The organism is Microbaculum marinum (assembly GCF_037855135.1).
In the GTDB taxonomy this organism is placed as follows: domain Bacteria; phylum Pseudomonadota; class Alphaproteobacteria; order Rhizobiales; family Tepidamorphaceae; genus Microbaculum; species Microbaculum marinum.
On sequence record NZ_JAZHOF010000004.1, the window covers coordinates 413,760 to 438,085 of the forward strand.

The 24,326-nt window shown below is 65.9% G+C and carries 19 protein-coding genes; 12 read left to right on the forward strand and 7 right to left on the reverse strand.

The annotated features are described in order from the left end of the window. Nucleotides 1-15 precede the first annotated feature (15 nt). The gene (locus V3328_RS11960) at nucleotides 16-723 is read right to left on the reverse strand and encodes an outer membrane protein (RefSeq protein WP_340329888.1); all 708 of its coding nucleotides are present in this window, start codon (nucleotides 721-723) and stop codon (nucleotides 16-18) included. Nucleotides 724-1,069: 346 nt separating this feature from the next. On the opposite strand from V3328_RS11960, the gene V3328_RS11965 reads away from it, so the two are divergent. From V3328_RS11965 to V3328_RS11980, 4 genes are all read left to right on the forward strand, one after another. Then, complete coding sequence (locus V3328_RS11965; RefSeq protein ID WP_340329889.1) at nucleotides 1,070-2,044, forward strand: calcium/sodium antiporter; 975 nt, start codon at nucleotides 1,070-1,072, stop codon at nucleotides 2,042-2,044. Between the two features lie 50 nt (nucleotides 2,045-2,094). Then, nucleotides 2,095-2,871: an SDR family oxidoreductase gene (locus V3328_RS11970; protein ID WP_340329890.1), complete on the forward strand. Its 777-nt coding sequence runs from the start codon at nucleotides 2,095-2,097 to the stop codon at nucleotides 2,869-2,871. A 182-nt stretch (nucleotides 2,872-3,053) separates the two neighbouring features. Continuing rightward, on the forward strand, nucleotides 3,054-5,180 hold the full coding sequence (gene uvrC / locus V3328_RS11975) for an excinuclease ABC subunit UvrC (protein ID WP_340329891.1): 2,127 nt from the start codon (nucleotides 3,054-3,056) through the stop codon (nucleotides 5,178-5,180). A 219-nt stretch (nucleotides 5,181-5,399) separates the two neighbouring features. Further along, on the forward strand, nucleotides 5,400-6,449 hold the full coding sequence (locus V3328_RS11980; RefSeq protein WP_340329892.1) for a hypothetical protein: 1,050 nt from the start codon (nucleotides 5,400-5,402) through the stop codon (nucleotides 6,447-6,449). A gap of 77 nt (nucleotides 6,450-6,526) precedes the next feature. On the opposite strand, the gene V3328_RS11985 is transcribed toward V3328_RS11980, so the two are convergent. Further along, nucleotides 6,527-7,717 carry a BaiN/RdsA family NAD(P)/FAD-dependent oxidoreductase gene (locus V3328_RS11985; RefSeq protein ID WP_340330057.1) on the reverse strand — a complete coding sequence of 397 codons (1,191 nt, stop codon included), beginning with the start codon at nucleotides 7,715-7,717 and terminating at the stop codon, nucleotides 6,527-6,529. Nucleotides 7,718-7,918: 201 nt separating this feature from the next. On the opposite strand from V3328_RS11985, the gene pgsA reads away from it, so the two are divergent. The 4 genes from pgsA to V3328_RS12005 all read left to right on the forward strand — a co-directional run bounded on the left by pgsA (nucleotide 7,919) and on the right by V3328_RS12005 (nucleotide 10,858). Further along, nucleotides 7,919-8,521, forward strand: coding sequence for a CDP-diacylglycerol--glycerol-3-phosphate 3-phosphatidyltransferase (pgsA, locus tag V3328_RS11990; RefSeq protein ID WP_340329893.1), 603 nt, complete (start codon nucleotides 7,919-7,921; stop codon nucleotides 8,519-8,521). A gap of 200 nt (nucleotides 8,522-8,721) precedes the next feature. After that, on the forward strand, nucleotides 8,722-8,973 hold the full coding sequence (moaD, locus tag V3328_RS11995) for a molybdopterin converting factor subunit 1 (protein ID WP_340329894.1): 252 nt from the start codon (nucleotides 8,722-8,724) through the stop codon (nucleotides 8,971-8,973). A gap of 3 nt (nucleotides 8,974-8,976) precedes the next feature. Continuing rightward, nucleotides 8,977-9,471, forward strand: coding sequence for a molybdenum cofactor biosynthesis protein MoaE (locus tag V3328_RS12000; protein WP_340329895.1), 495 nt, complete (start codon nucleotides 8,977-8,979; stop codon nucleotides 9,469-9,471). A gap of 142 nt (nucleotides 9,472-9,613) precedes the next feature. Further along, the gene (locus V3328_RS12005) at nucleotides 9,614-10,858 is read left to right on the forward strand and encodes a multidrug effflux MFS transporter (protein ID WP_340329896.1); all 1,245 of its coding nucleotides are present in this window, start codon (nucleotides 9,614-9,616) and stop codon (nucleotides 10,856-10,858) included. Between the two features lie 93 nt (nucleotides 10,859-10,951). Here V3328_RS12005 and V3328_RS12010 read toward each other — a convergent pair whose 3' ends face one another. Next, nucleotides 10,952-11,866, reverse strand: a complete 915-nt coding sequence (locus V3328_RS12010; protein ID WP_340329897.1) for a branched-chain amino acid aminotransferase — start codon at nucleotides 11,864-11,866, stop codon at nucleotides 10,952-10,954. 239 nt (nucleotides 11,867-12,105) lie between these two features. On the opposite strand from V3328_RS12010, the gene V3328_RS12015 reads away from it, so the two are divergent. The 3 genes from V3328_RS12015 to V3328_RS12025 all read left to right on the forward strand — a co-directional run bounded on the left by V3328_RS12015 (nucleotide 12,106) and on the right by V3328_RS12025 (nucleotide 14,930). Continuing rightward, nucleotides 12,106-12,678: a MarR family winged helix-turn-helix transcriptional regulator gene (locus tag V3328_RS12015; RefSeq protein ID WP_340329898.1), complete on the forward strand. Its 573-nt coding sequence runs from the start codon at nucleotides 12,106-12,108 to the stop codon at nucleotides 12,676-12,678. A gap of 94 nt (nucleotides 12,679-12,772) precedes the next feature. Further along, a complete protein-coding gene (locus V3328_RS12020) occupies nucleotides 12,773-13,456 on the forward strand; it encodes a response regulator (RefSeq protein ID WP_340329899.1) in 684 nt (227 codons plus the stop codon). 97 nt (nucleotides 13,457-13,553) lie between these two features. Beyond that, nucleotides 13,554-14,930, forward strand: a complete 1,377-nt coding sequence (locus V3328_RS12025; protein ID WP_340329900.1) for an ATP-binding protein — start codon at nucleotides 13,554-13,556, stop codon at nucleotides 14,928-14,930. A 27-nt stretch (nucleotides 14,931-14,957) separates the two neighbouring features. Here V3328_RS12025 and V3328_RS12030 read toward each other — a convergent pair whose 3' ends face one another. Genes V3328_RS12030 through V3328_RS12040 form a run of 3 tightly spaced genes read right to left on the reverse strand, consistent with a single transcriptional unit; the run spans nucleotide 14,958 to nucleotide 18,702 of the window. Beyond that, entirely contained in the window at nucleotides 14,958-17,153 is a 2,196-nt protein-coding gene (locus V3328_RS12030) for a xanthine dehydrogenase family protein molybdopterin-binding subunit (RefSeq protein ID WP_340329901.1), read from the reverse strand. Next, nucleotides 17,150-18,127 (reverse strand): FAD binding domain-containing protein, encoded by a 978-nt coding sequence (locus tag V3328_RS12035; RefSeq protein ID WP_340329902.1) that lies wholly within the window; start codon nucleotides 18,125-18,127, stop codon nucleotides 17,150-17,152. Before V3328_RS12035 ends, V3328_RS12030 begins: the two co-directional genes overlap by 4 nt. After that, complete coding sequence (locus V3328_RS12040) at nucleotides 18,124-18,702, reverse strand: 2Fe-2S iron-sulfur cluster-binding protein (protein WP_340329903.1); 579 nt, start codon at nucleotides 18,700-18,702, stop codon at nucleotides 18,124-18,126. The genes V3328_RS12035 and V3328_RS12040 overlap by 4 nt, the downstream gene beginning before the upstream one ends. Nucleotides 18,703-19,364: 662 nt before the next feature. Here V3328_RS12040 and V3328_RS12045 point away from each other — a divergent pair. Beyond that, on the forward strand, nucleotides 19,365-20,102 hold the full coding sequence (locus tag V3328_RS12045; RefSeq protein WP_340329904.1) for a LysR substrate-binding domain-containing protein: 738 nt from the start codon (nucleotides 19,365-19,367) through the stop codon (nucleotides 20,100-20,102). 963 nt (nucleotides 20,103-21,065) lie between these two features. Here V3328_RS12045 and V3328_RS12050 read toward each other — a convergent pair. Next, on the reverse strand, nucleotides 21,066-24,089 hold the full coding sequence (locus tag V3328_RS12050) for an HsdM family class I SAM-dependent methyltransferase (protein ID WP_340329905.1): 3,024 nt from the start codon (nucleotides 24,087-24,089) through the stop codon (nucleotides 21,066-21,068). Between the last annotated feature and the right edge of the window lie 237 nt (nucleotides 24,090-24,326).

The window sequence follows — 24,326 nt, forward strand, 5'->3', positions numbered from 1 at the left end:
CCGGGGACCGCACTCCTAGAACAGGTTGAACTTGTAGTTGACGCCGACGCGCACGTAGCTGCCGTCCAGGTCGACCGGCGTCGGGGTCGGCGCGCCGAGCAGATAGGGCTCGTCGCTGAAATCGACGTAGAGATACTCGCCCTTCAGCGACAGATTGTCGGTCATCGCCCATTCGACGCCGGCGCCTGCAGTCCAGCCGGTCAGGCCCTGCTTGTCGGAGTTGTAGCCGGGAGGCCCCGCGAAGCTGGTCTCCATGCTCGTGAAGGCGACACCGCCCGTGCCGTAGACCAGCACGCGGTCGAAGGCGACGCCGGCACGGCCCCTCACCGTGGACAGCCAGTCCGCTCGGGTTTGGACGACGCCGCCGGACGAGGTGTGGGAGCCCTCCAGGTTGGCCCAGGAGAGGTCGGCCTCGCCGCCGAGCACGAGGCGATCCATCTGCCAGTTGAAGCCGACCTGGCCGCCGCCGGCGAAGCCGTCGGTCTCCACGCCCATGGTCGACAGGCCGCCGAGCGGCCCGAAGCCGACGTCGGAGTTGCCGAACAGGTAGCCGGCATGGGCGCCGACATAGAGCCCCGACCAGTCGAAGATGTCCGGGCTGATGGCCACCTCCGGCGCGGGCGCGGCCGGCGGCGGCGCAGCCGAGATATCGGCGGCGAGAACGGGCGGTGTCGCCGTGAGCGCCAGGATGGCGACACCGAAGCGTATCGGTCTACGAAGCATGAGCTGTTCAACGTCCCTTGAACTTTTGTGGTCCTGTGCCGCCCCGTCGCTGTCGGCAGGACCCGCATCCGCGTGGCGGCAAACGTCCCGGAGCATCACTCCGCTGCAGTGGCCGGAGTTTGACTGAACGAGGGCGCTCACAGACCCATTTCAAGGCAATTCGGAACAGCTGGGATGACGAAAATGCGGCATTGCCACCCTGCCCGGCCTTCCGATCCGCGACCGGCTTCTTATATCGAGCACGCCTGAACCCGCCGGCCGGCCTTTCACCGTGCGCCGGTGCCCATTGTCCGAACGGTCCGGCCCGCACGATGCGGATCGGTGCGTCTCGCCCGAAAGAGCCGTCTTGGCGTACCTCATCCTGATCGTCGGCCTGATCGTTCTCCTGTTCGCCGGCGACCTGCTGGTGCGCGGCGCCGTCACCATCGCCGAACGGCTTGGCATACCCTCCCTGATCATCGGGCTGACCATCGTTGCGCTTGGAACCTCGGCCCCGGAAATGGTGGTCAGTCTCGACGCGGCGCTGTCCGGCGCACCGGGGATCGCCGTTGGCAACGTCGTCGGCTCCAACATCGCCAACGTCCTCCTGGTGCTCGGCCTGCCGTCGATCGTGCTGGCGACCCGCTGTGACGAGCCCGGCCTGAGGCGCAACACCGTCTTCCTGATCGTCGCGACACTCGTCTTCATCGCGCTGGCCTGGACCGCGCCGCTCGGCCTCTGGCAAGGCCTTGTGATGATCGCCCTGATGGCGGCGTTCCTGGTCTACTCGGGCGCCCGGGCGCGCCACGCCATGAACGGACCCGAAGACCTGGAGGCGGCGCCGGTCGATACCGCGGCGGCGGGCGGAAGTCGCCGCTTCGTTCCGCTCCTCTTCCTGGTCGTCGGCCTGCTCGGCCTGCCGCTCGGCGCCCACCTGACCGTCGCCGGGGCGCGGGAGATCGCCCTCGCCTTCGGCATGTCTGACGCCGCCATCGGGCTCACGGTGGTCGCGCTCGGCACCTCCCTGCCGGAGCTTGCCGCCACGATGATGGCCGCCCTGCGCCGCGAAACCGGCATCGCGGTGGGCAACGTCATCGGCTCCAACATCTTCAACCTGCTGGCGATCCTGGGCGTTACCGCCGTCGTCGCGCCGATACCGCTTGCCCCGGCGGTGCTCAAGGTCGACCTCTGGGTGATGCTCGCCGCGTCGCTGGTGATCGTGCCTTTCGTCTTCGGGCGTTTCAGCATCGGCCGGATCGCCGGGCTGGTCTTCGTGGCCTCCTATGTCGCATACGTCGCGGTGGTCGTCGGCCAGCACTCCGAGGCGCTCACCTCGCACTAGCCGGAGTTGCGGTCCGCCGCTAGGTTCGTCCGGATGAAGGCTGCTTCGCCATGACCGCCAGAGTCGTGCTCGTCACCGGTGCCGCAAAGCGTATCGGCCGGGCCATTGCCTTCGATCTCGCCGCGCACGGATACTCGGTGGCGATCCACTTCAACCGGTCCGCCGACGACGCCCGCGCGCTGGCCGAAAGCATCGCTGCGGCGGGCGGCCATGCGGCGACCGTTTCGGGCGATCTCGCCGATCCCGACGCCCCCCGCCGCGTGATCGCCGAGGCGCAGGCGGCCCTCGGCCCGCTCACGGCGCTGGTCAACAACGCCTCGATCTTCGAGGCCGATTCGCCGGAAACCGTGGAGGCCGACCTGTGGGACCGCCAGCTTGCCGTCAACCTGCGGGCGCCGGTCCTGCTGGCGCGCCGGTTCGCCGCCGCCCTGCCCGCCTCCGCCTCCGCCTCCGCCTCCGCCTCGGGGGCGATCGTCAATCTCCTTGACCAGCGGGTCCTCAAGCCGACGCCGCAGTTCTTTTCCTACGCGGTATCCAAGGAAGCGCTGTGGGCGGCGACCCGGATGCTGGCACAGGGCCTGGCCCCGCGCGTGCGGGTCAACGCGGTCGCCCCCGGCCCGACGCTGGCCAACGTCCGCCAGAGCCCCGACGACTTCCGCCGCCAGCAGGAGGCCGTCATCCTGCGCCGCGGGCCGACCGTCGAGGAAGTCGCCGCCGGCGTCCGCTTCCTGCTTGAATCCGCCTCCGTGACGGGCCAGATGCTGACGGTGGACGGCGGCCAACACCTTGCCTGGGAAACGCCGGACGTCGTAGGCATCAACGAGTAGCTGGAGTCGCCGGGTGCCGGCATTTCCCTGCGAAGCACCCGGTATCGGCCTTACCTCGGCTGTCATTGCCGGGCTTGTCCCGGCAATCCATGCCCACGATCGCCAGCCAATGTGGATATGGATGCCCGGAACAGGTCCGGGCATGACAACCGGAGAGAACCAGACCCCCTTGGCGGATACGTATGACGACGGATTCGACTGACACCGACTCAACCGGAACCGACACCGCCCCCGTCCGCACCGGCCCAGCCGTCATCGCGGCGATGGTGAGGCGCGCGCCGAACGGTCCGGGCGTCTACCGGATGCTCGACCGCAACGGCGACGTGCTCTACGTCGGCAAGGCGCGCAGCGTCCGGAAGCGCATCCAGTCCTACGCCCGCTACGGCGGCCAGACCGCCCGCATCGCCCGCATGATCGCCGAGACCGCGGCGATGGAGTTCGTCTCGACGCAGACCGAGACCGAGGCGCTGCTGCTCGAGGCGAACCTGATCAAGCGCCTCAGGCCGCGCTTCAACGTGCTGCTGCGCGACGACAAGTCGTTCCCCTACATCCTGATCACCCGCGACCACGACGCCCCGCAGATCGTCAAGCACCGCGGCGCCCGCAACAGGAAGGGCGACTATTTCGGCCCCTTCGCCTCCGCCGGCGCGGTCGGCCGCACCATCAACGCCCTGCAGCGCGCCTTCCTGCTCAGGTCCTGTTCGGACTCCGTCTACGAGAGCCGCACGCGGCCCTGCCTCCTCTACCAGATCAAGCGCTGCTCGGCGCCGTGCACCGGCGAGATCTCGCTGGACGACTACGGCGTACTGGTCGGCGAGGCGGAGGATTTCCTGTCCGGCAAGAGCCGGGCGGTGCGCGAGGACCTCGCCCGCCAGATGGAAGCCGCCGCCGAGAACCTCGAGTTCGAGACCGCCGCCGTCTACCGCGACCGCCTCGCGGCGCTGAGCCATGTCCAATCGCACCAGGGCATCAACGTGCGCTCGATCGACGAGGCCGACGTCTTCGCCGTGCATCAGGAGGGCGGCCAGACCTGCATCCAGGTCTTCTTCTTCCGCACCGGCCAGAACTGGGGCAACCGCGCCTATTTCCCCCGCGCCGACAGGTCGCTGGAAGCGGGCGAGGTGCTCGGCTCCTTCATCGCCCAGTTCTACGACGACAAGCCGGTCCCCCGCCTCGTCCTGCTCTCCGACGATATCGAGGAGGCCGGCCTGTTGTCGGAGGCGCTGGCGCTGAAGGCCGGCCACAAGGTCGAGGTCGCCGTGCCGAAGCGCGGCGAGAAGCGCGAGTTGGTCGACCACGCCCGGTCGAACGCCCGCGAGGCGCTCGGCCGCCGCCTCGCCGAAACCGCCTCCCAGGCGAAGCTGCTCGCCGGTGTCGCCGAAGCCTTCGGCCTCGACGAGCCGCCGCAGCGCATCGAGGTCTACGACAACTCCCACATCATGGGCACCAACCCGGTCGGCGCCATGATCGTCGCCGGCCCGGAGGGCTTCGAGAAGGGCCAGTACCGCAAGTTCAACATCCGCTCGACCGATCTGACGCCGGGCGACGACTACGCCATGATGCGCGAGGTCCTGAAGCGCCGCTTCACACGGCTCCTGAAGGAGAGCGGTCGGCTGCCTGGGGATTACGCCGATGAAGAGCCGGCTTCGGCCAGCAACGAACCGGCACCCGGCACGACAAAAGACCCTCATCCTGAGGAGGCGCGTAGCGCCGTCTCGAAGGATGAGGCCCGGGCCGTCCCCCCGTCCTTCGAGACCCAGGCTACGCCTGCTCCTCAGGATGAGGGGACGGAGACGCCATCCACCGAAAACGGGCAAGGCGAAGCAGATGACACTGAAAGGTTAGGCGACGAGTCGCCCTGGCCCGACCTCGTCCTGATCGACGGCGGCCCGGGGCAGCTGTCTGCGGCGCTGGAGGTGATGGCCGAGCTCGGCATCGAGGACGCACCGCTGGTCGGCATCGCCAAGGGCGTCGACCGCGACGCCGGCCGCGAGGTCTTCCACATCCCGGGCCGCCCGCCGTTCCGCCTGCCGGTCCGCGATCCGGTGCTCTATTTCGTCCAGCGCCTGCGCGACGAGGCGCACCGCTTCGCCATCGGCTCGCACCGCGCCCGCCGCAAGAAGGCGATGGCCGCCAACCCGCTCGACGAGATCGCCGGCATCGGCCCGACCCGCAAGCGGGCCTTGCTCCACCATTTCGGCTCCGCCAAGGCCGTCAGCCGCGCCGGCCTCGCCGACCTGGAGGCGACCCCCGGCATCAGCGCCCAGATGGCGCGCGCGATTTACGACCATTTCCATGAGGGGAAGTAACCCGCCCGCGCTGTGACCGCCCTCAAGTAGCCGGCCCGGCGCACGAGAATCTCTCTCGACCGCGGCCGATAAATACGGTCTATTTCCTCTCGCTCTTGTCGGGCTTTCACATCCGTTTCTGATGTTGGCGGACCGGGCGTCGGTGCACGGCGGTCCGGGGGTGGCACGCGTGCTGCCCGGGTTGGAGCCCGGCACGCGCATCGTTCTGGAGAGATTGACATGTCGATCGCTGCGAGATCCGTCCTGATGCTTGGCGTCGCCACCGCTTTGGCGGCATTCGGATGGTCCGAGGCCCGCGCGCTGGACGGCTACTGGCACGGCGCGGTTTCCAATCAGTGGCACCAGGGCGTCAAGGGCAGCTCCAGCAACTGGTTCACCGCCCCGCCGCCCGGCGGATCGCCCCAGGACGTGCCGGATGGAATGGCGGTTTTTCCGCCGGGCGCCGAGCGCACCACCGTCATCGTTCGCGGCAAGCGGTCGATCGACTCGATCCTGTTCTCGCCCGGCACCGATGGGTACACGCTCAAGGTCGCCCCCGGCGGCAGGCTGACGGTTTCAGGCGACGGGCTGTCGAACCAGGCCGCGATGATCCCCCAGATCCGTGCCGACGGTGTCAGGACGACCCTGGAATTCATCAATGAGGCCGTGGCCTGCCACGACTCCTCGTTGCAGGTACTGCTGTCCACCCAGGACAGGGGGTCGATCCTGTTCACGGATGACGCGACCGGCACCGACAAGTGCGCACTCGGAGCCAACGAGAAGGGCTCCATCGAGTTTCAGAAGCGCGCCTCGGCCGGCGGCATGGATGTCGGGCTCGGCGGCAAGGGCAGCGTGCTGAAGTTCACCGGGCTGAGCACGGCCGGCGCCTCCACTATCGTCAACTCGGCGGGACAGGTGCGGATCAACTCCCGCGGTCCGGCGAAGGACGGGAAGATCACAGGCGGCAACATCGTGAATTCGGACGTCCTCAACCTCGGCAACACCTCGGTCGACCTCAGCGGCCATCTCGTCCTGCAGGGCACGTCGAAGTTCAATACCCGGATCGCCGCCGGCGTCATCAGCGCCATCTCCTCCAAACAGCAGATGTATGTCGACGGCAAGCTGCAGGTGTTCGGCACGAAGAACGTCGCGCCGGGGACCTACACGGTGCTGTCCTCGAAGAAGGGAGTCGCCGGCCGCTTTGCAAAGGTCGTCTTCAAGAAGTTCGGCAACAAGAGCGTCGACATCAAATACGCGCCGAAGTCGGTGAAGATCGAGGTCAGCGGCTAGACCCGGCCGTCGCCGGTCCGCTGGGGAGCCTCCCGCGCATCGACCCGCCGCATCGGGCGCGCCGGCGCCCGTTGCCCCTATGCCGCCTGCCCTGCCGCCCAGCCCGACGACCACGCCCACTGGAAGTTGTAGCCGCCGAGCCATCCGGTGACGTCGACCGCCTCGCCGACGAAGTAGAGGCCCGGCACCGCCCGCGCCGCCATCGTCTTCTGGTCGAGGTCGCGCGTGTCGACGCCGCCGACCGTCACCTCTGCGGTGCGGTAGCCTTCGCTGCCGACCGGCTTGACGGTCCAGGCGTTCGCCGCCGCGCCGATCCGGCGGAGCACCTTGTCGGAACAGTCGCCAAGTGTGCCGCGCGCCCCCTCCCGCAGCCCCGCCAAGTCGCAGGCCGTCTGCGCCAGCCGCTTCGGCAGGAGGTCGGCGAGCACGCTCGACACCGCCTGCCGCCCGGCCTTGGCGCGGATCCCGCGCAGCGCCTCGAACACGTCGGTCCCCGGAGAAAGGTCGACGGTGATCGCCTCGCCCTCGCGCCAGTAGGAGGAGATCTGCAGGATCGCCGGGCCGCTGAGCCCCCGGTGCGTGAACAGCATCGCCTCGGCGAAGCGCGTCCTGCCACACGAGATCACCGCGTCGACCGATATGCCGGCGAGCGGCCTCAGTCGCTCCAGCAGGCCCGCCTCGAAGGTCAGCGGCACCAGTCCCGGCCGCGTTTCGGTCACCCTGAGCCCGAACCGGCGCGCGACGTCGTAGCCGAAGCCGCTCGCCCCCATCTTCGGGATCGACTTGCCGCCGCTGGCGACGACAACCGAGGCACAGGCGATCGGGCCTGCCGTTGTCGAAACAGTGAAGCCCTCGCCGTTCCGCTCGATCGTCTCGGCCCCGACGGCGAGCCGCAGCCGCGCCCCCGCCGCCGCCATCTCGCCCGTCAGCATCGCGATGATCTGCTTCGCCGAGCCGTCGCAGAACAGCTGCCCGAGCGTCTTCTCGTGCCAGGCGATCCGGTGCCGGTCGACGAGCGCGATGAAGTCCGCCTGGGTGTAGCGGCTCAGCGCCGAGATGCAGAACCGGGGGTTCTGCGACAGGAACGCTCCGGGGCCGGCGCCCAGGTTGGTGAAGTTGCAGCGGCCGCCGCCGGAGATGCGGATCTTCTCGCCCGGCGCGGCATTGTGCTCGACGACCACGACCGAGCGGCCGCGCTTGCCCGCCTCGATCGCGCACATCATGCCCGCCGCCCCGGCGCCGATGACGAGGACCTCCGTCCGTTCCATGCCCGCCGGTGTGACGTCAGCGCGACGCGCGGTCAATGCCGATTGCCGGGAAGTGCCCCCGGTACGGCGGCCGATCGACCCCACGCCACCCGATTCGGTTCCGCCCGAACCGCCGGCCTCGTTGCCGCCTCACTCCCGATAACCATTTGTCACACGAGTATCCTAGGAAGCGTTGCGGAGATTGACGCGAAGGGCATTCTCATGGTCACTGAAAGCATGACGACCACGACCCAGGCGCGGGGACATGCCATGTCCCTGCCGAACATTCTCACCTACGCCCGCATCGCGGCGGTGCCGGCGATGGTCGCCTGTTTCTATATCGACGGCTACTGGGCGAACTGGCTGGCGCTGACGCTGTTCGTCGCCGCCTGCATCACCGACTATCTCGACGGATACCTGGCCCGCATCTGGCAGCAGCAGTCGGCGCTCGGCCGCATGCTCGACCCGATCGCCGACAAGCTGCTGGTCGCGGCGGCGCTGATCATGCTGGTCGACGCGGGCACCATCGGCGGCTGGTCGCTGCTCGCGGCGGTCATCATCCTGAGCCGGGAGATCCTCGTCTCGGGCCTGCGCGAATTCCTCGCCGAGTTGCGCGTCAGCGTGCCCGTCACCAACCTCGCCAAGTGGAAGACCACCATGCAGATGGTGGCGATCGGCTTCCTGATCGCCGGTCCCGCCGGCGACGACCTGATCCCGGGCGTTTCGCTGGTCGGGCTGACCTTGCTCTGGTTGTCGGCGATTCTTACCCTTTATACTGGGTGGGACTATTTCCGCGCCGGTGTCCGCCACGCCATGGAAGAATGAGGCGGCTGCCCGGCGCGCAAGTGGTCTGATTCCGACGTTTGCATCCCGCTGAAGCGAGTCCGAGAGCAAATGTCGAAATCAAAAGGACCAGTAGCAACTATTTGATTCTAATGGAGCTTTTGAATTTGACATTTGATACGGCACTTGCTGCAAGTGGGAATCAAATGTCAAATTCGCTCCACTAGCGTGAGGCAATTGACGTGAAACTCCTGTATTTCGCCTGGATCCGCGAGCGCACCGGCCATGCGGAGGAAGAGATCGATCCGCCTGAGGGTGCCGAGACGGTCGCCGACCTGATCGCCTGGCTGAAGACCCGCGGCGAGGAATACGAGCACGCCTTCGGAACCGACGGCATCGTGCGCGCGGCGATCGACCGCACCCATGCCCGGATGGACGCGCCGATCGCCGGCGCCCGGGAAATCGCCTTCTTCCCGCCGATGACCGGCGGCTGAGCGATGCCGGCCGCATCGCCCGCCACACCGCTCGTCGACGTCCGCGTCCAGCCCGGCCCCTTCGACCTGCCGGCGGAATCGGCGCGTCTGTCCGCCCTGCCCGACGTCGGCGCCGTCGTCACCTTCACCGGCATCTGCCGGTCCGACGGGGGCCGCCTGGAGGCGCTCGAACTCGAGCACTATCCCGGCATGGCCGAGGAGGAGATCGGGCGCGTCGCCGGGGAGGCCGCCGCACGCTGGCCGATCGCCGGGGCGATCGCCGTGCACCGCTACGGCCGCATCGCCGCGGGCGAGGACATCGTCCTGGTCGCCACCGCCTCGGCGCATCGCGGCGCGGCGTTCGCCGCCGCCGAGTTCCTGATGGACTGGATGAAGACCCGCGCTCCGTTCTGGAAGCGCGAGATCTTCAAGGATGGCACCGTCGGTCCGTGGGTCGAGGCCCGCGCGGCGGACGATGCCGCGGCGGACCGCTGGCGGCCCGACACGGCCGCGGAATAGCTCCGGTGGCAACGCAGGCATGCTCGCACGGCGGTTGTGCGGTACCGTGAATTGGCGTTGATTGCCGTTTGATCTGCGCGTTGCGTGCCGGGCCGGGTGCTCCGCGGGCGACGCCCCCCGCCTCAACCATTGGCACGCGACATTGACCACGCACGACACCGAAAAGACCGCGGCGGCTCCCTCCTTCGTCGAATTCGTCGCCATCGTCGCAATGCTGATGGCACTGACCGCGCTGTCCGTGGACATCATGCTGCCGGCGCTGCCGGCGATCGACGACTATTTCGCGATTGCCGACGACAACGACCGCCAGCTGGTCGTCACCGCCTACATGCTCGGCTTCGCCGCGGGTCAGCCGCTCTACGGTCCCCTGTCCGATCGCTTCGGCCGCAAGCCGATGCTGATGATCGGGCTGGTGATCTTCGTGCTGGCCTCGCTGGGCACCCTGTTCGCCGAATCCTACGAATGGCTGCTGCTGCTGCGCGCCGCGCAGGGCATCGGCTCCGCCTCGCCGCGGGTCGTCGGCCTTGCCGTCGTGCGCGACCGCTTCGGCGGGCGCGACATGGCCCGGGTCATGTCGTTCGTGATGATGATCTTCGTCACCCTGCCGATGATCGCGCCGGCGCTGGGAAGCGGCGTCCTGCTGTTGGGCAGCTGGCACATGGTCTTCCTGCTGCTGCTGGTGGTCGGCGTCGCGATCGCGTTGTGGATGCAGGTGCGGCTGCCGGAAACCCGTCCGGTCGACCAGCGCGAGCCGCTGTCGCTGCGATGGCTCGGCCATGCCCTGAAGCAGACGGTCACCACCCGCGAGACGCTCGGCTACACGATCGCTGTGGCCTTCATCTTCGGGCCGCTGCTCGGCTACATAAACTCCGCCCAGCAGATCTTCATCGACGTCTTCGACCTCGGCCACCTGTTCCCGCTGTTCTTCGCCATCATCGCTGCGGCTCTGGCGCTGGCGGCCTTCATCAACGGTCGCCTGGTGGTCAGGGTCGGCATGCGGCCGCTTGCCCATTTCGCGCTGGTGGCCTTCGTCGCGATCGCCGCGGTTCACGCCTGCATTATACTGTTCGTCGATGCGGTGCCCTCGATCTGGCTGTTCAGCGGCCTGATCGCAGCCAACCTGTTCTGCTTCGGCGTCATGATGCCGAACTTCAACGCCATGGCGATGGAGCCGCTCGGCGAGATCGCCGGCACCGCCGCCTCCTTCGTCGGCGCCATCACCACCGCCGGCGGCGCCGTCTTCGGCTGGTACGTGGGTCACCTCTACGACGGCACTCTCGTGCCCCTGGTCGTCGGCTATCTGGTGCTGGGCGGCATCGCCTTCCTGATCGTGCTGTACACCGAGCGCGGCCGGCTGTTCCAGCCGCACCACGCGCCCCCGCACTGAGGCCCCTGTACTGACGCACGCCACGGACCGGCCAAACGGAAACGGCGCGAACCTTGCGGTCCGCGCCGTCCCGAATGATCCGGTCGTCAGGTCTCAGCTGATCGCGGCAGCCATCTGCTTCTGCGGCTCGGCCTTCGCGGGCCGGACCTCCTTGGTGTAGTCGTTCATCAGCGTCAGCGTGATCTCGCCGGGCGTGAAGCTGTGGGGACCGATCTCGGAGACCGGCGTCACTTCGGCCGCGGTCCCGCAGATGAAGCACTGCTCGAAGTCGTCCAGTTCCTCGGGCTTGATGTGCCGCTCGACCAGCTCGTAGCCGCGCCGCTGCGCCAGCTCGATCACGGTGCGCCGCGTGATGCCGTCGAGGAAGCAATCGGGCGTCGGCGTGTGCAGCACGCCGTCCTTGACGAAGAAGATGTTGGCGCCGGTGGCTTCGGCGACGTAGCCGCGCCAGTCGAACATCAGGGCGTCGGCATAGCCCTTCTTCTCCGCGGCATGCTTGGAGATGGTGCAGATCATGTAGAGGCCTGCGGCCTTCGACTTGCACGGGGCGGTGCGCGGATCCGGTCGGCGGTACTCCGCGATGTCGAGACGGATTCCCTTGAGCCGCTGGGCGGGGTCGAAATAGGACGGCCAGTCCCACACGGCGATTGCCAGGTGGATCTTGTTCTGCTGGGCCGAGACGCCCATCATCTCCGAGCCGCGCCAGGCGATCGGCCGGACGTAGGCGTCCTCGAAGCCCTGCTCGCGCAGCAGCGCGTTGCAGGCCGCGTTGATCTCCTCGACCGAGTACGGGATCTCGAAGTCGAGCAGGCGGGCCGACTCGTGCAGGCGCCTGGTGTGCTCGTCGAGCTTGAAGATCTTGCCGCCATAGGCCCGTTCGCCCTCGAATACGGCGCTGGCATAGTGCAGACCGTGCGTGAGCACGTGAACGTTGGCCTCGCTCCAGGGCACCATTTCGCCGTCATACCAGATGACGCCGTCTCGCTGATCGAACGAAGGGGACGACATGACCAAACTCCTTGGCGTTGCCTCGCGCTGGGCGGATTTCCGGATCTTCGGCCCGGTCCGCGGCCCCGTGGGCATTGTGCGCAGGCTTTGCGTGTTGTTGCGACAATCGTTATCTTTCGCCTGAACACGCGAGCCGATGGCAGGGTCCGCTATCGAAAGGCTATGTCCGGGCGACCGTCGCGATCTTTTGTTTCGCGATCGGCAGTCCATCCGTAACAATCGCAAAAAAATATGTCAATATGGCTGACGTAAATTTTGGTCGCCGCGCGACGAAGGAAGACCTGCAGGACAGTGGCGGGCCGGCGGCGGGCCGGCGTCGCGACGGCGGAGGCGCGGCCGGTGCCGATCTCTACGATCTCGTCGAGCTGCTGTTCTTCGCCTATCGCGACTTCATTTCAGACCCCGACGAGATCCTCGCCGAATACGGGTTCGGCCGCGCCCACCATCGGGTGCTGCATTTCGTCAACCGCAATCCCGGCCTGAAGGTCGCCGATCTCCTGGATATCCTGAAGATCACCAAGCAGAGCCTCGGCCGTGTCCTCAAGCAGCTCGTCGACGAGGGCTTCATCTTCCAGCGCGAGGGGCCCTCGGACCGTCGCCAGCGGCTGCTCTACACGACGCCGCGCGGCAGTGCGCTGGCGGTCCGGCTCGCCTCGCCGCAGTTTTCGCGGTTCGCCCACGCCATCGCCACCGCAGGCGAAGCCGATGCCGATGCCGCCAAGCGCTTCCTCATGGCGATGGTCAACGAGCGCGAGCGCGACCGGGTCGCGGCGCTGCTGCGCGGCGGCCAGGGCAACGGCGATGACGGGTGACGCGATGAGGCAAGCCGCCAGTGAAAGGGCCGCCAGTGAACGGGCCGCCGGTGACAGGGCTGGTGACAGGTCGGGCCGGCCGGCGGGGGCGAAGGTGGTTCTGGATGATGCCGCCCCCCACCTACTGGTGGTCGACGACGACCGCCGCATCCGCACGCTGCTGTCGCGCTTCCTCGTCGAGCACGGCTACCGGGTGACGACCGCCGACACGGCGGCGGAGGCGCGCCGACGGCTCAACGGGCTCGCCTTCGACCTGATCGTGCTCGACGTGATGATGCCGGGCGAATCCGGCGTCTCGTTCGCCACCGACCTGCGCGCCACCTCGGACGTGCCGATCCTGATGCTGACCGCCCGCGCCGAGCTGGAGCACCGCATCGAGGGGCTGGAAGCCGGCGTCGACGACTATCTGGCCAAGCCCTTCGAGCCGCGCGAGCTGCTGTTGCGCATCGCCTCGATCCTGCGCCGCCAGTCGCGCGCCCAGCCGGCCGAGCAGGCCGTCGCCTTCGGCCCGTTCACCTTCCATCTCGGCCGGGGCGAGCTGAAGTACGGCGAGGAGGTGATCCGCCTGACCGAGCGCGAGCGGGACCTCCTGCGCACCTTCGCCTCGCAGCCAGGCGAGACGGTCGCAAGGCTCGACCTCGCCGCCGGCGCCAACGGCAGCGAGCGCGCCGTGGATGTCCAGATCAACCGGCTGCGCCGCAAGATCGAGACCGACCCCGGCAATCCGGTCCACCTGCAGACGGTCCGCGGCATCGGCTACCGCCTGCAGATCAACTGAGCGCCCGGCGCCCGGCACAGAAGATGAAACCCCTCCCCTCCTGCGACCGGCAGCGGCGAACCGGGCCCCCAAGCCGCGGCGGCCGCGGACCGGCCCGATGACCTCGATCGCCGATTTCGCCCGCCCCGCCCGCGCCGGTCGCAATGCGTGGCGCTGGTTCTGGCGGCAGGTGGCGAACTGGATGCCGAAGGGCCTGTTCGCCCGCTCCCTGCTGATCATCATCGCGCCGATCGTGCTGCTGCAGGCGGTCGTCGCCTTCGTCTTCATGGAGCGGCACTGGAACCAGGTCACCGCCCGCCTGTCGGAGGCCGTCACCCAGGAAATCGCCGCGATCATCGATATCTACGAGAGCTATCCGCAGGATCCCGAGCACGAGACGCTGGTGCGCATCGCCGCGGAGGACTTCGGCCTCGGCATCTCGATCCTGCCGCCCGATCCGCTGCCGCCGGCCGGGCCGAAGCCGTTCTTCTCGCTGCTCGACCGGACGCTGTCGGAGGAGATCACCCGGCAGATCGGCCGGCCGTTCTGGATCGACACCGTCGGCAAGTCGAACCTGGTCGAGATACGCATCAAGCTCGACGACGCGGTGCTGCGCGTCTTCGCCCGCCGCAGCCAGGCCTACGCCTCGAATTCGCACATCTTCATCGTCTGGATGATCGGCACGTCGCTGGTGCTGCTGGCCGTCGCGGTGGCATTCCTGCGCAACCAGATCCGCCCCATCCTGACGCTCGCCGAGGCGGCCGACAGCTTCGGCAAGGGCCGCGACGTCGAGGATTTTCGGCCGCGCGGCGCCCGCGAAGTGCGGCAAGCCGCCTTGGCCTTCCTGGAGATGAAGCGCCGCATCGAGCGCCAGATCGAGCAGCGCACCACGATGCTGGCCGGCGTCAGCCACGACCTCAGGACGATCCTGACCCGCTTCAAGCTGGAACTGGCGCTGCTCGGCGATTCCGCCGAGATCGAGATGATGACGGCCGACGTCGACGAGATGCAGCGGATGCTCGAGGAGTACATGGCGTTTGCCCGCGGCGACACCGGCGAGCAGCCCGAGTCGGTCGACATCCTGATGCTGTTCGAGACGCTGAAGTCGGAAGCCGAACGCTCGGGCCACCGCGCCACCGTGCACTTTTCAGGCAGCCCGATGGTCACCGTGCGCCCGCAGGCGTTCAAGCGCTGCCTCGCCAATCTCGTCGACAACGCCTGCCGCTTCGGCACGACCGTCCGCATCGCCGGCGTGCGCGGCGACATGTGGCTTACCGTGATGATCGACGACGACGGTCCCGGCATCCCCGAGGACATGCGCGAGTCCGTGTTCAAGCCGTTCCACCGCCTCGACGACTCGCGCAACCGCGACAGCGGCGGCACCGGCCTCGGCCTCGCCATCGCCCGCGACGTCGTCCGCAGCCACGGCGGCGACATCAGCTTGAGCGAAAGCCCGATGGGCGGCCTGCGGGCGACCGTCAGGATGCCGGTTTGAGCAGTGCCCGATCCGGATCCGGCCGCCTCACTCCAGTCCCGCCAGCACCTTGTCGAGCGTCGCCGGGTAGTCCCTGACCCGCACGCCGGTGGCGTTGTAGATCGCGTTGGTCACCGCGGCGGCGGCGCCGCAGATGCCGAGTTCGCCAAGGCCCTTCGCCTGCAGCGGGTTGGCCCAGTCGTCGCGCTCCTCGAGCAGCAGCACGTCGAGCTGCGGCACGTCGGCATTGACGGCGACGTGGTACTCGGCGAGGTCGTGGTTGACGATCTGGCCGTGTCGCCGGTCGTGGACCAGGTCCTCCGTCAGCGCCATCCCGATGCCCCACACCATGCCGCCGATGCATTGTGAGCGCGCCGTCTTGCGGTTCAGGATTCTCCCTGCCGCGAAGGCGCCCAGCATCCGCCGCACCCGCGCCTCGCCGGTCACCGCGCTCACCGCAACCTCGGCGAAGTAGGCACCGTAGGTCGCCTGCCGCACCGTGTCCTCGGTCTCGCCGGGCTCGACGTGGCCGCGCGCCTCGATGCTGCTGCCGCCGAGGATCTCGGTGAGCGGCGTCGAGCGGTTGCCGGCGATCGCCGCGCCATCGGTGAGGGTCAGCTCGCTCTCCGCGCAGCCGACCGCCTCGGCGATGCGCCCGCGGATCTCTTCGCAGGCGAGGAACACCGAGGTGCCGCTCGATGCGGCGCCGAACGAGCCGCCCGAGCCGGAGGCCGGCGGAAGGTCAGTGTCGCCGAGCCTCACCCTCACCCGGTCGGCCGGCAGGCCGAGCATCTCGCAGGCGATCTGGGTCAGCACGGCGTAGGTGCCCGTGCCGATGTCGGTCATGTCGGTCTCGACCTCGGCGGTGCCGTCCGGGTTCAGCCGGACGCGGGACTCGGATTCCATCAGCATGTTGACCCGGAAGGCCGAGGCCATGCCCATGCCGATCAGCCACTCTCCCTCCCGGACGGCGCCGGGCTCGGGCCGGCGACGCTCCCATCCGAAGGCGCGCGAGCCCTCGTCCAGCGCCGCGGCGAGCTTGTGCGAGGAGAACGGGATGCCCTGCGATGGATCTTCGTCGGAGATGTTGATGCGGCGCAGTTCGACCGGGTCGATGCCGGCCTGGTGGGCGAGTTCGTCCATGGCGTTCTCGAACACCGTCACACCGACCGCCTCGCCGGGCGCCCGCACGGACCCCGCGCAGGTTCGGTTGAGCCGGGCGATGTGGTGTCCGATGACCCGGTTCTCGCCGCGGTACATGAACGGCGTCGCCTGTGTCACCGGCTCGGAGAACTCCTCGTCGAACAGGCTCGAAACCAGCACCTCGTGGCCGATGCCGGTGAGCCTGCCGTCGGCGTCGGCGGCAAGTCGCACCCGCTGGCGCGTCTCGGAACGCCGCATGGTCGTCTCGAACACCTGGGGGCGGGTCATCGCCACCGAGACCGGCCGGCCGAGCTGCCTGGCGGCCAGCGCCGCGGCGACCGCCTCCGGCGCGATGCCGAGCTTGGAGCCGAAGCCGCCGCCGACATAGGGCGACAGGATGCGCACGTTCTGCGGATCGATGCCGAGGCTGTCGGCAAGCTCGTTGCGGTTGAACTTCAGCATCTGGTAGCTGCCGCGCAGCGTCAGCCTGTCGCCGTCCCATTCGGCGATCGAGGCGTGCGGCTCCATCGGCGCGCTGGAATGGGCCGGCGTCGTGTAGGTGGCGTCTATCCTGTGGGTGGCCTCGCGCATCGCCCTGTCGAGATCGCCGCTCGAGGATTGCTTGTCCTCCGGAACCTCCGGCTCGACCGCCTCCGGGTCGATCGCGAAATCGGCCTCGCGCTCGATGGCAAGCCGCAGCGCCTGCGCGCCGTGGCGTGCCTGCTCGAAGCTCTCGGCGACGACGAGCGCCACCGGCTGGCCGAAATAGGCGATCTCGGCTGCGCCCTGCACCGGCGCCTCGTTGGCCATCCCCTGCGCCGGATTGCGCAGCATCCGCTCGCCCGAGATCACGGCCAATACGCCCGGCATCGCCGTCACCGCCTCCGTCGCGAGACCGGTCAGCCGGCCCTTCGTCGCCGGCGCCCGCACCAGCACGCCGTGGCACAGGTCGTCGCGTTGCCATTCGGCGGCATAGGGCGCGGTTCCCGTGACCTTCCGCGCCCCCTCCGGCCGGTCCAGCGCCGTGCCGATGACACCCTGCGCCATGTCGTCGAGCCGGTGCCGGCGGTCGGGGGCATCCATCTTCAGGTGGCGGGTCATCGTGTGGCCTCCTCCAGCACGGCCGTCAGCGTCCGTCGCGCCAGCGGGATCTTGAAGTCGTTGTCGCCCTGGCCGCGGGCGTTCGCCAGAAGCGCGTCGGCGGCGGCCCTGAACGCCTCTTCCGACGGCGGCTGGCCGACCAGCGCAACCTCGACGGCTTCATCGCGCCACGGCATCGGGGCGAGGCCGCCGAAGGCGAGGTCGGCGCGGGTGATGGTGCCGTCGCTGACCTCGACGATGGCGGCGACCGACACCAGCGCGAAGGCGTAGGAGGCGCGGTCGCGGACCTTGCGGTAGATCTGGCGGCCGCCGGCCGGCGGGGGCAGGATCACTGCGGTGATCAGGTCGCCCGGCTGCAGAACCGTCTCGCGTTCCGGCGTGTCTCCCGGCAGCAGGTAGAGGTCGCCGACCGGCAGGCGGCTGTGTTCGCCGTCGCGGCCGCGGATCTCGACCTCCGCGCCCAGCGCCCGCATGGCCACCGCCATGTCGCTCGGATGGGTGGCGATGCAGCTGTCGCTCGCCCCGAGGATCGCGTGGATCCGGTTGAAGCCGCCGATCGCGCTGCAGCCCGAGCCGGGCTCGCGTTTGTTGCAGGCCATCGCGGTGTCGTAGAAGTAGTAGCAGCGGGTTCGCTGCAGCAGGTTGCCGCCGGTGGTCGCCTTGTTGCGCAGCTGCCCGCTGGCGCCGGCCAGCAGCGCCCGGGCCAGCACCGGCCAGCCGCGACGCACCCTGATGTCGGCGGCGAGATCGCTGTTGGTCACCAGCGCGCCGATCCTCAGGCCGCCGTCGGCGGTCTCCTCGATGCGCTTCAGGTCGAGCCGGTTGATGTCGACGAGCCGCTGCGGCGTCATCACCTCGAGCTTCATCAGGTCGAGCAGGTTGGTCCCGCCCGCGATGATCGTCGCCCCTTCGGCCGCCAGCGCCTTGGCGGCGTCGGCCGGGTCTGCGGCGCGCTGATAGTCGAAGGGCCTCATTCGCCGCCTCCCCCGGTTCCGCCGTCCCCGGTTCCGCCGTCCCCGGTGCCGTGGGTCCTTGCGACCTCGCGGATCGCGTCGACGATGTTGGGATAGGCGGAGCATCGGCACAGATTGCCGCTCATCCGTTCCGAGATTTCCGCGTCGTCGAGGCCGGGGGCTCCTTTGGCTTCGCCGTCGGCGTCGCCGGAAATTTCCGCCGTGACGTGGCTCGGCCAGCCGGCGTCCGCCTCCTCCAGCATGGCGGTCGCCGAACAGATCTGCCCCGGCGTGCAGTAGCCGCACTGGAACCCGTCATGGGCGACGAAGGCGCGCTGCAGCGGCGACTGCGCCTCAGGCGTGCCGAGCCCTTCGATGGTGGTGATCTCGTCGCCGTCGTGCATGCAGGCCAGCGTCAGGCAGGAATTGATCCGCCGCCCGTTGACCAGCACCGTGCAGGCGCCGCACTGGCCGTGGTCGCAGCCCTTCTTGGTTCCCGTCAGGCCCAGATGGTGACGCAGCGCGTCCAGGAGCGACGTCCGCGGATCGGCGTCCAGCCCGCGCACGGCGCCGTTGATTGTCAGGTCGGTCTTCATGGATCTCCTCAGCCGGCATGCCGCGGTGGGGGGAGCAGCGCCGGCATGCTGCCCCGTTAACCGACGGGCCGGACAGAGGTTCCATGGGAATGGCTGGCGCAGTCACGGACGCCGCTGCGACGGCGACCGCCGCACCGGTCGAGACCGCCGGCGGACTTCGGCATAGCTGCTGCCGCGACCACAGGCGCCCGTCTCTCGCAGTCACGCTCTTCCGTGGTGTCGGGCATCGAGGCTCCCGCCCGGCGGAGCCGCCCTGGCCATCTGCTTGAGCAGGGCGAGGCCCCGGCGAATGACTTTCGCCCGCTCGATTCGACTCTGGACCCGGATCCTGTGAACGGTCTCCGCGTCTATGCCGGATGCCGGACGCCGGCGGGCGGAGAGCCATTGGCCTAACTTGTGAGAAAAACTGTATGCCATGGGAAACGCCTCCAGTTGCATTTCCCTGAAAATCTAGCATTTCACGACGAGGCAGGCTTGTCGGAAAAGCTGCAGACCTGTTAGTTTTCCTATCATGACAAAACGCACCGATATCGCCTGGCTGCCACTCAATTCCCTGCGTGCACTCGCGGCGGTGCATGAAACCGGCTCCGTCGGCGCTGCCGCACAGGCGCTCCACGTGACCCATGGCGGTCAGTCAGCACCTGAGGTCCCTGGAGGACCGCTTGCAGCGCAAGTTGTTCACCCGGACCGGCAGTCGCCTGGTCATGCTGCCCGACGCCGCCGACCTGGCCGACAGTCTACTCCGGAACTTCAGGGCGATGGCCGGTGACATCGAGTGGTTCCGGCGTGACGAGAACGTCCTCAACATCACGGTCACCCCGCATTTCGCCCAGTACTGGCTGCTGCCGCGCCTCGGCGATTTCGTCCAGCGTCACCCGGACATCGATCTGCGCATCAACGCCGACGCGACGGTGCATGATCTTGCCCATGGCGACTTCGACGCCGCCGTCCGGCATGGCGACGGCACCTGGCCGGGGCTGAACTGCGAAAGGCTGCTGGAAAGCCGACACGTCGTCGTGGCGGCGCCCTCGCTCCTGGAGGGCGTCTCGGTGCGAACGCCGCAGGACCTCACCGGGCTGCCATGGATTCTCGACGAGGACCGCGACAGCGAGATGTCCGCCTGGTTCGATGACCACGGCTTGAGCGAGCACACCCACCCGCGCATCACCCGGCTGCCGAGCGCGCTTACGCTGGTGGCGGCCCTCGACGGGCACGGCGTGGCATGGCTGCCCCACGTCTACGCCGCACCCTACCTGGCCAGCGGCCGCCTGGTGCAACTGCTCGGCGACGACCAATGGCCGGCCCGTAACATCCGCCACTACTACCTGTGCTGGGCCGACCACAAGAACCGCCCGGCCTTCAGGACCTTCCGGCACTGGCTGAGGCGGCAGCTTCAGTGATGGTCGCGTAACGCGGCCGGGCTCAGGTTCCAAGCCGCTATCGACGGACTATCTGCTCTGCGGATGCGTCGCGCCCCATATTGGTCATCTGAGGTTGTTTCTAGACCCCTGTAGACCGGACATTCGCGCCGTCCGGCACAAGGTCGAAACTGGCGGGAAGTAGTCGTTCGCTGCGCAATCCACGAACGGCATATTTGGGGCCGGGAGCGGACTGGCGACTTCTCAGGAAAGCTGCAATTCGGTCAACGGCCAACGCGTTGCCCTTAAGCCAGCCACAAGTGCCAGAGTTCAATGACACCGGGCGGAGACGTGTGGTTCGGCGCTTGATAGCTAAAGGACCGCGCATGACTAGACGCTCGCGTGTCGGATGACATTCCCGCTAGCTGCTTCGGCAAACAAAGAGTCTGACACGGGTCTGCGGATTGTCTCGACGCGTTATACAGATGTGCCGATAGCTGACCATCAATCGTTGCGCCATCCCTTACGAAGGCGAACAGCATGGCTTCCCGATTAGCCCATGCGTATTCCCCCTTTACAAACCGCGCAATTCCGTTGGCACAATACAGGTCAACTCCCTTTCTGGCGTTTTTGTCGACTATTTTACATTCCACAACAATTGGGAATGAAGGGTGTCTCCTTGTAAGAAATATAGACAGGTCCGGTCGCTTTTCGAGATGCAAACCGTTGTAGCTTAGTGTTTCTTTTCCGCGGGCGACCGTGGCCACCAGTTGGGACCAAATTGGGTCATTGCCATAAAGCGCATTTAGTTTTGCTTCCAGAAGCGCATTGATTTCCGCCTCGGTTCCAACGGAAAGCATCTCGTTGTGCGCGCTGCGGAGTTCGATCCAGATTCGACTAACTGTCTCTGCCACAATTTGCATGTGCAGTCGCGAAATGGGCTCCAAGGGAAGACTCACTCCCTTTGTAAGTTCGGCGATATGGTCGGGGCGGGGTCGCAACGCACTAATCGTCATTTGAAGTTGCCCCGGCCAGAAAGTCGATGTTCTCCCAGATCAATCGTCGTGCGGTCAGACGCGCCTGACTGAAGGTCCAGTACCGCGCTTGGTTTAGGCGTCCCAAGATTATCTGGTGTAGGCGGTCATCCTGTAGCACGCATTCAGTGGCAGCGAGCTCGTCGGCCCACTGTATGGTAAATTCGGAAAGTGGATTTTGGCTGTTGTCACGCTGATCAGATTTAGAAATCCGAACAAAACACCAAGGAGAATTTGAAGCCGAGTGCATCAATTCCACTTTCAGCGGAATGCCGTATCTCTCAGCCCACGGCTTTAGTTCGTCAGCAAGAAAATGGCCAAATTCAACGCGCTGATTCATTGAGGTGGGAGATTGTGCTCGATTGATGTTCGCAGCATAGGGCAGATGATATCCCAGCGTGTCGCCTATCACCCGCAAGTCATCTTTCGTCAATTTGAACTTGTCGGCTACCCACTCATCCACGTCTTGCCAAATCTTGTCGCTTTCTGTTTTTGCCAATTCCTCAAATAATTCGGAAATTTTGAACTTGTCCGCGGTCGATAGAGTTTCAAATGGCGGGATCGGAATCTCATCGAGATTAAACTTTTCAACTACCTCTCGTTCAAAACCGAAGCGTCCGCTGGTCACAAGCGCATGCCATAGGGCGAACTTACTACCCAATACCAGCGCAAGATATTGAGCGAACCTGACGCCATCTGAATGTGAATGCGTGCTGTAACCGTGGAAACTCTGATTATACACAAGGCTTTGCAGGGATACAGAAGTTCTGATTCGCGCCGAGGCGACGGGCGGGGATTCGCCTACAACTAGGATGGGGCCGCTGAAAATGGACCTGGGTCTTTGGCGATGGATGCGCATCGCGGTAAACTTGGGAAGGCCCTGAACGTCGAGTTCAAGACTCAGTGGGTGCCCAGTCGGCAATTCCGGCAGACCATGCAGGTAATCTGCCGGAACACCGGGAAGACTGTCAGCTTTGTTGAGTTCGCTGCTCTGCCTTAGCCGTTGATAGCCGTTCCCGGTGAAATTGCCTTTTCCATTACAGACGCCGAATAGCTCTTTCCAGTAGTCACCAAGCGTCGAGAATCCCAGCGAAAGGAGTCGATCATACAACTCGAGGTCCAAACGCGTTCCTCGAAACAGGATTTTTAGAATCTCAGGACGTGACCTGACGTCTTGGTTGCTAACAATTTCGGCACGGCTTGCGTCGATGCGCCACGATCCACCATTGTTTAGATTGCGTTCCAAGTGGGGGCTTGTGAACCTAAATGCCGCCCCAGCAGACGGCGCGGAGTTCCGCGCGAATAAAAGACAGAAGGGTGCCGAGATTTCCGGCCAGACCTTCGTAAAGCGCAATTCCGTGCCATTCACGATTCCTGTAACGTCCAACGCTCCAAAAAGGGCGTTTCGGGCGTCTGGCATCGTCTCGCCGCGCTGAAACAGTATGCGCGCGTGAAGTGCAAATGCAATTTGGCCCGTTGGCCGCGCCCATTCCATTGCCCGCCATACAAAAGGCAAGTCCAGGACTTCATTTGGGATTGGCGCCTGAATGTCTTCTTGGCCAGTTCGTTCGGCAGCGATGGCACGTACTCGAAGCTGAACTTTTTCCCAGTTCGGCAATTTCGTGGAAGTTGCCCAAGGGGGGTTACCGATCACTAGATCGTAGGAGCCCTTGTGAGAATCCCCGACCGCGTCTCCCAAGCTGCCGAGTCCATCCACCTCGGGACTAACCCTGTCGTCATTTAGGTTTCGAAGGATATTGGGACGCAGGTTCTTAAACCGAAGCTTTTCGACAGGTTCGGGATTGGGGTCTAGTTCAATCGACATCAGGTAGAGACCCAACGCAGCAAATCGAAGCGCAGATTCGTTGATATCGAAGCCCGTGATTTGATTGTACAGAATATCCCGCAGCGTCTTCGTGTCTGGCCGCTTATCGTATCGCCAGCGCTCTGCGACTAGTTCTCTAAAGGCTGTTAGTAGGAAGACGCCTGCCCCCGCTGCCGGGTCAAGCACCTTCGCTTTGTGTAATTTCATCTCCGATCGAAGTGCCGCAAATGAACCCTGCACCATTAAATCGGCGATGTGCCTAGGAGTGTAGTAGCCTCCCTCTTTTCGCTGCTTTGCAGGTTGCCGATGACTCAAATAGCGTTCGTAGGCTTGGCTCAAGACACCTACAGGTATGTGGGCAAAGTCCAAACGATCCCAGCTTTCTTGCCATCCAAGCAATAGCTGCCCGTTTGGCGCCCGCCGCAATATATTGCCCAGAACACAAAATGCCTCGGCAGGAAGAGCCTTCACGCTCTGATCTGATAGTGGAAGGAAATCGCCGTTGAAGGTTTCATCCAGCCAATGCGAGGTAGATATCGCGCGGGACGCCGTGTCGAACAAAGCCGCCACACCGTCCGGCGAGTCCGGGAGCATTGAACTCGGCAGAAGATCCCGGTCGACAAGAAATCGCACAAACAGTGCGCGGCCACTTAGGGAGATTGCGTCTTCGTCCGAAATCCCTAAGGCAGATAAGTCATTTAGCGCACCCGTTAGCAAACGAAGGATTACGTCACTTATCCAGCTAGAGCTTTTGGGCAGTTGTGGTCGCAAGTTGGCAAGGTAAGGAATGAAAATTGCGTCATCGCTGTCGGACTGCCCAACTTCGACCGCCGCTTTCGATAAATCTCCCTCAAGCCCCACGCTGTAAACGCTAAGGCGACCCGGTGAGACGACGCCGAGATATGGCGCATCACCTCGCATTGCTACAATGCGTCTAATACGTCCAATCTTCTCTGGGTCTGAATCCAGCGCCACCCCATCAACAAGAAATATCAGGGGACGATCTTGCCATTCGTATACGGCCGCCAAGTTCGCTAGATCAGGATCGCCGGCGCTGCGTGCGGCCGTCAGCGTTGCATATGGGAGTGTGTCAGGCGAGTGTGCGGTAAGGTCAACTAAGGACTTTGGGTTGCCACCGAAACGGAGTACTGTTCGTGAGTAGTCCTCCATTTGCCGCCTCCAAAGCACAAATTTCCGGCTCGCAACACTTTTTGTTGCGACCGGCGCCATCAGTTCCCCTTTTTTCCTTCGCCAGAGCGGGAAAATATAGGGAATATTGATTCCTAATTTGTTAACGCAAAAAGCGCTTCAACGCCATCGCGGTGATTGCCGAACTGCAGTGAATGACCACCTTCGGGATACCTAGTTCCGAATGCTAACGACCTAGATGGGGCGCAAAGCGGCCGC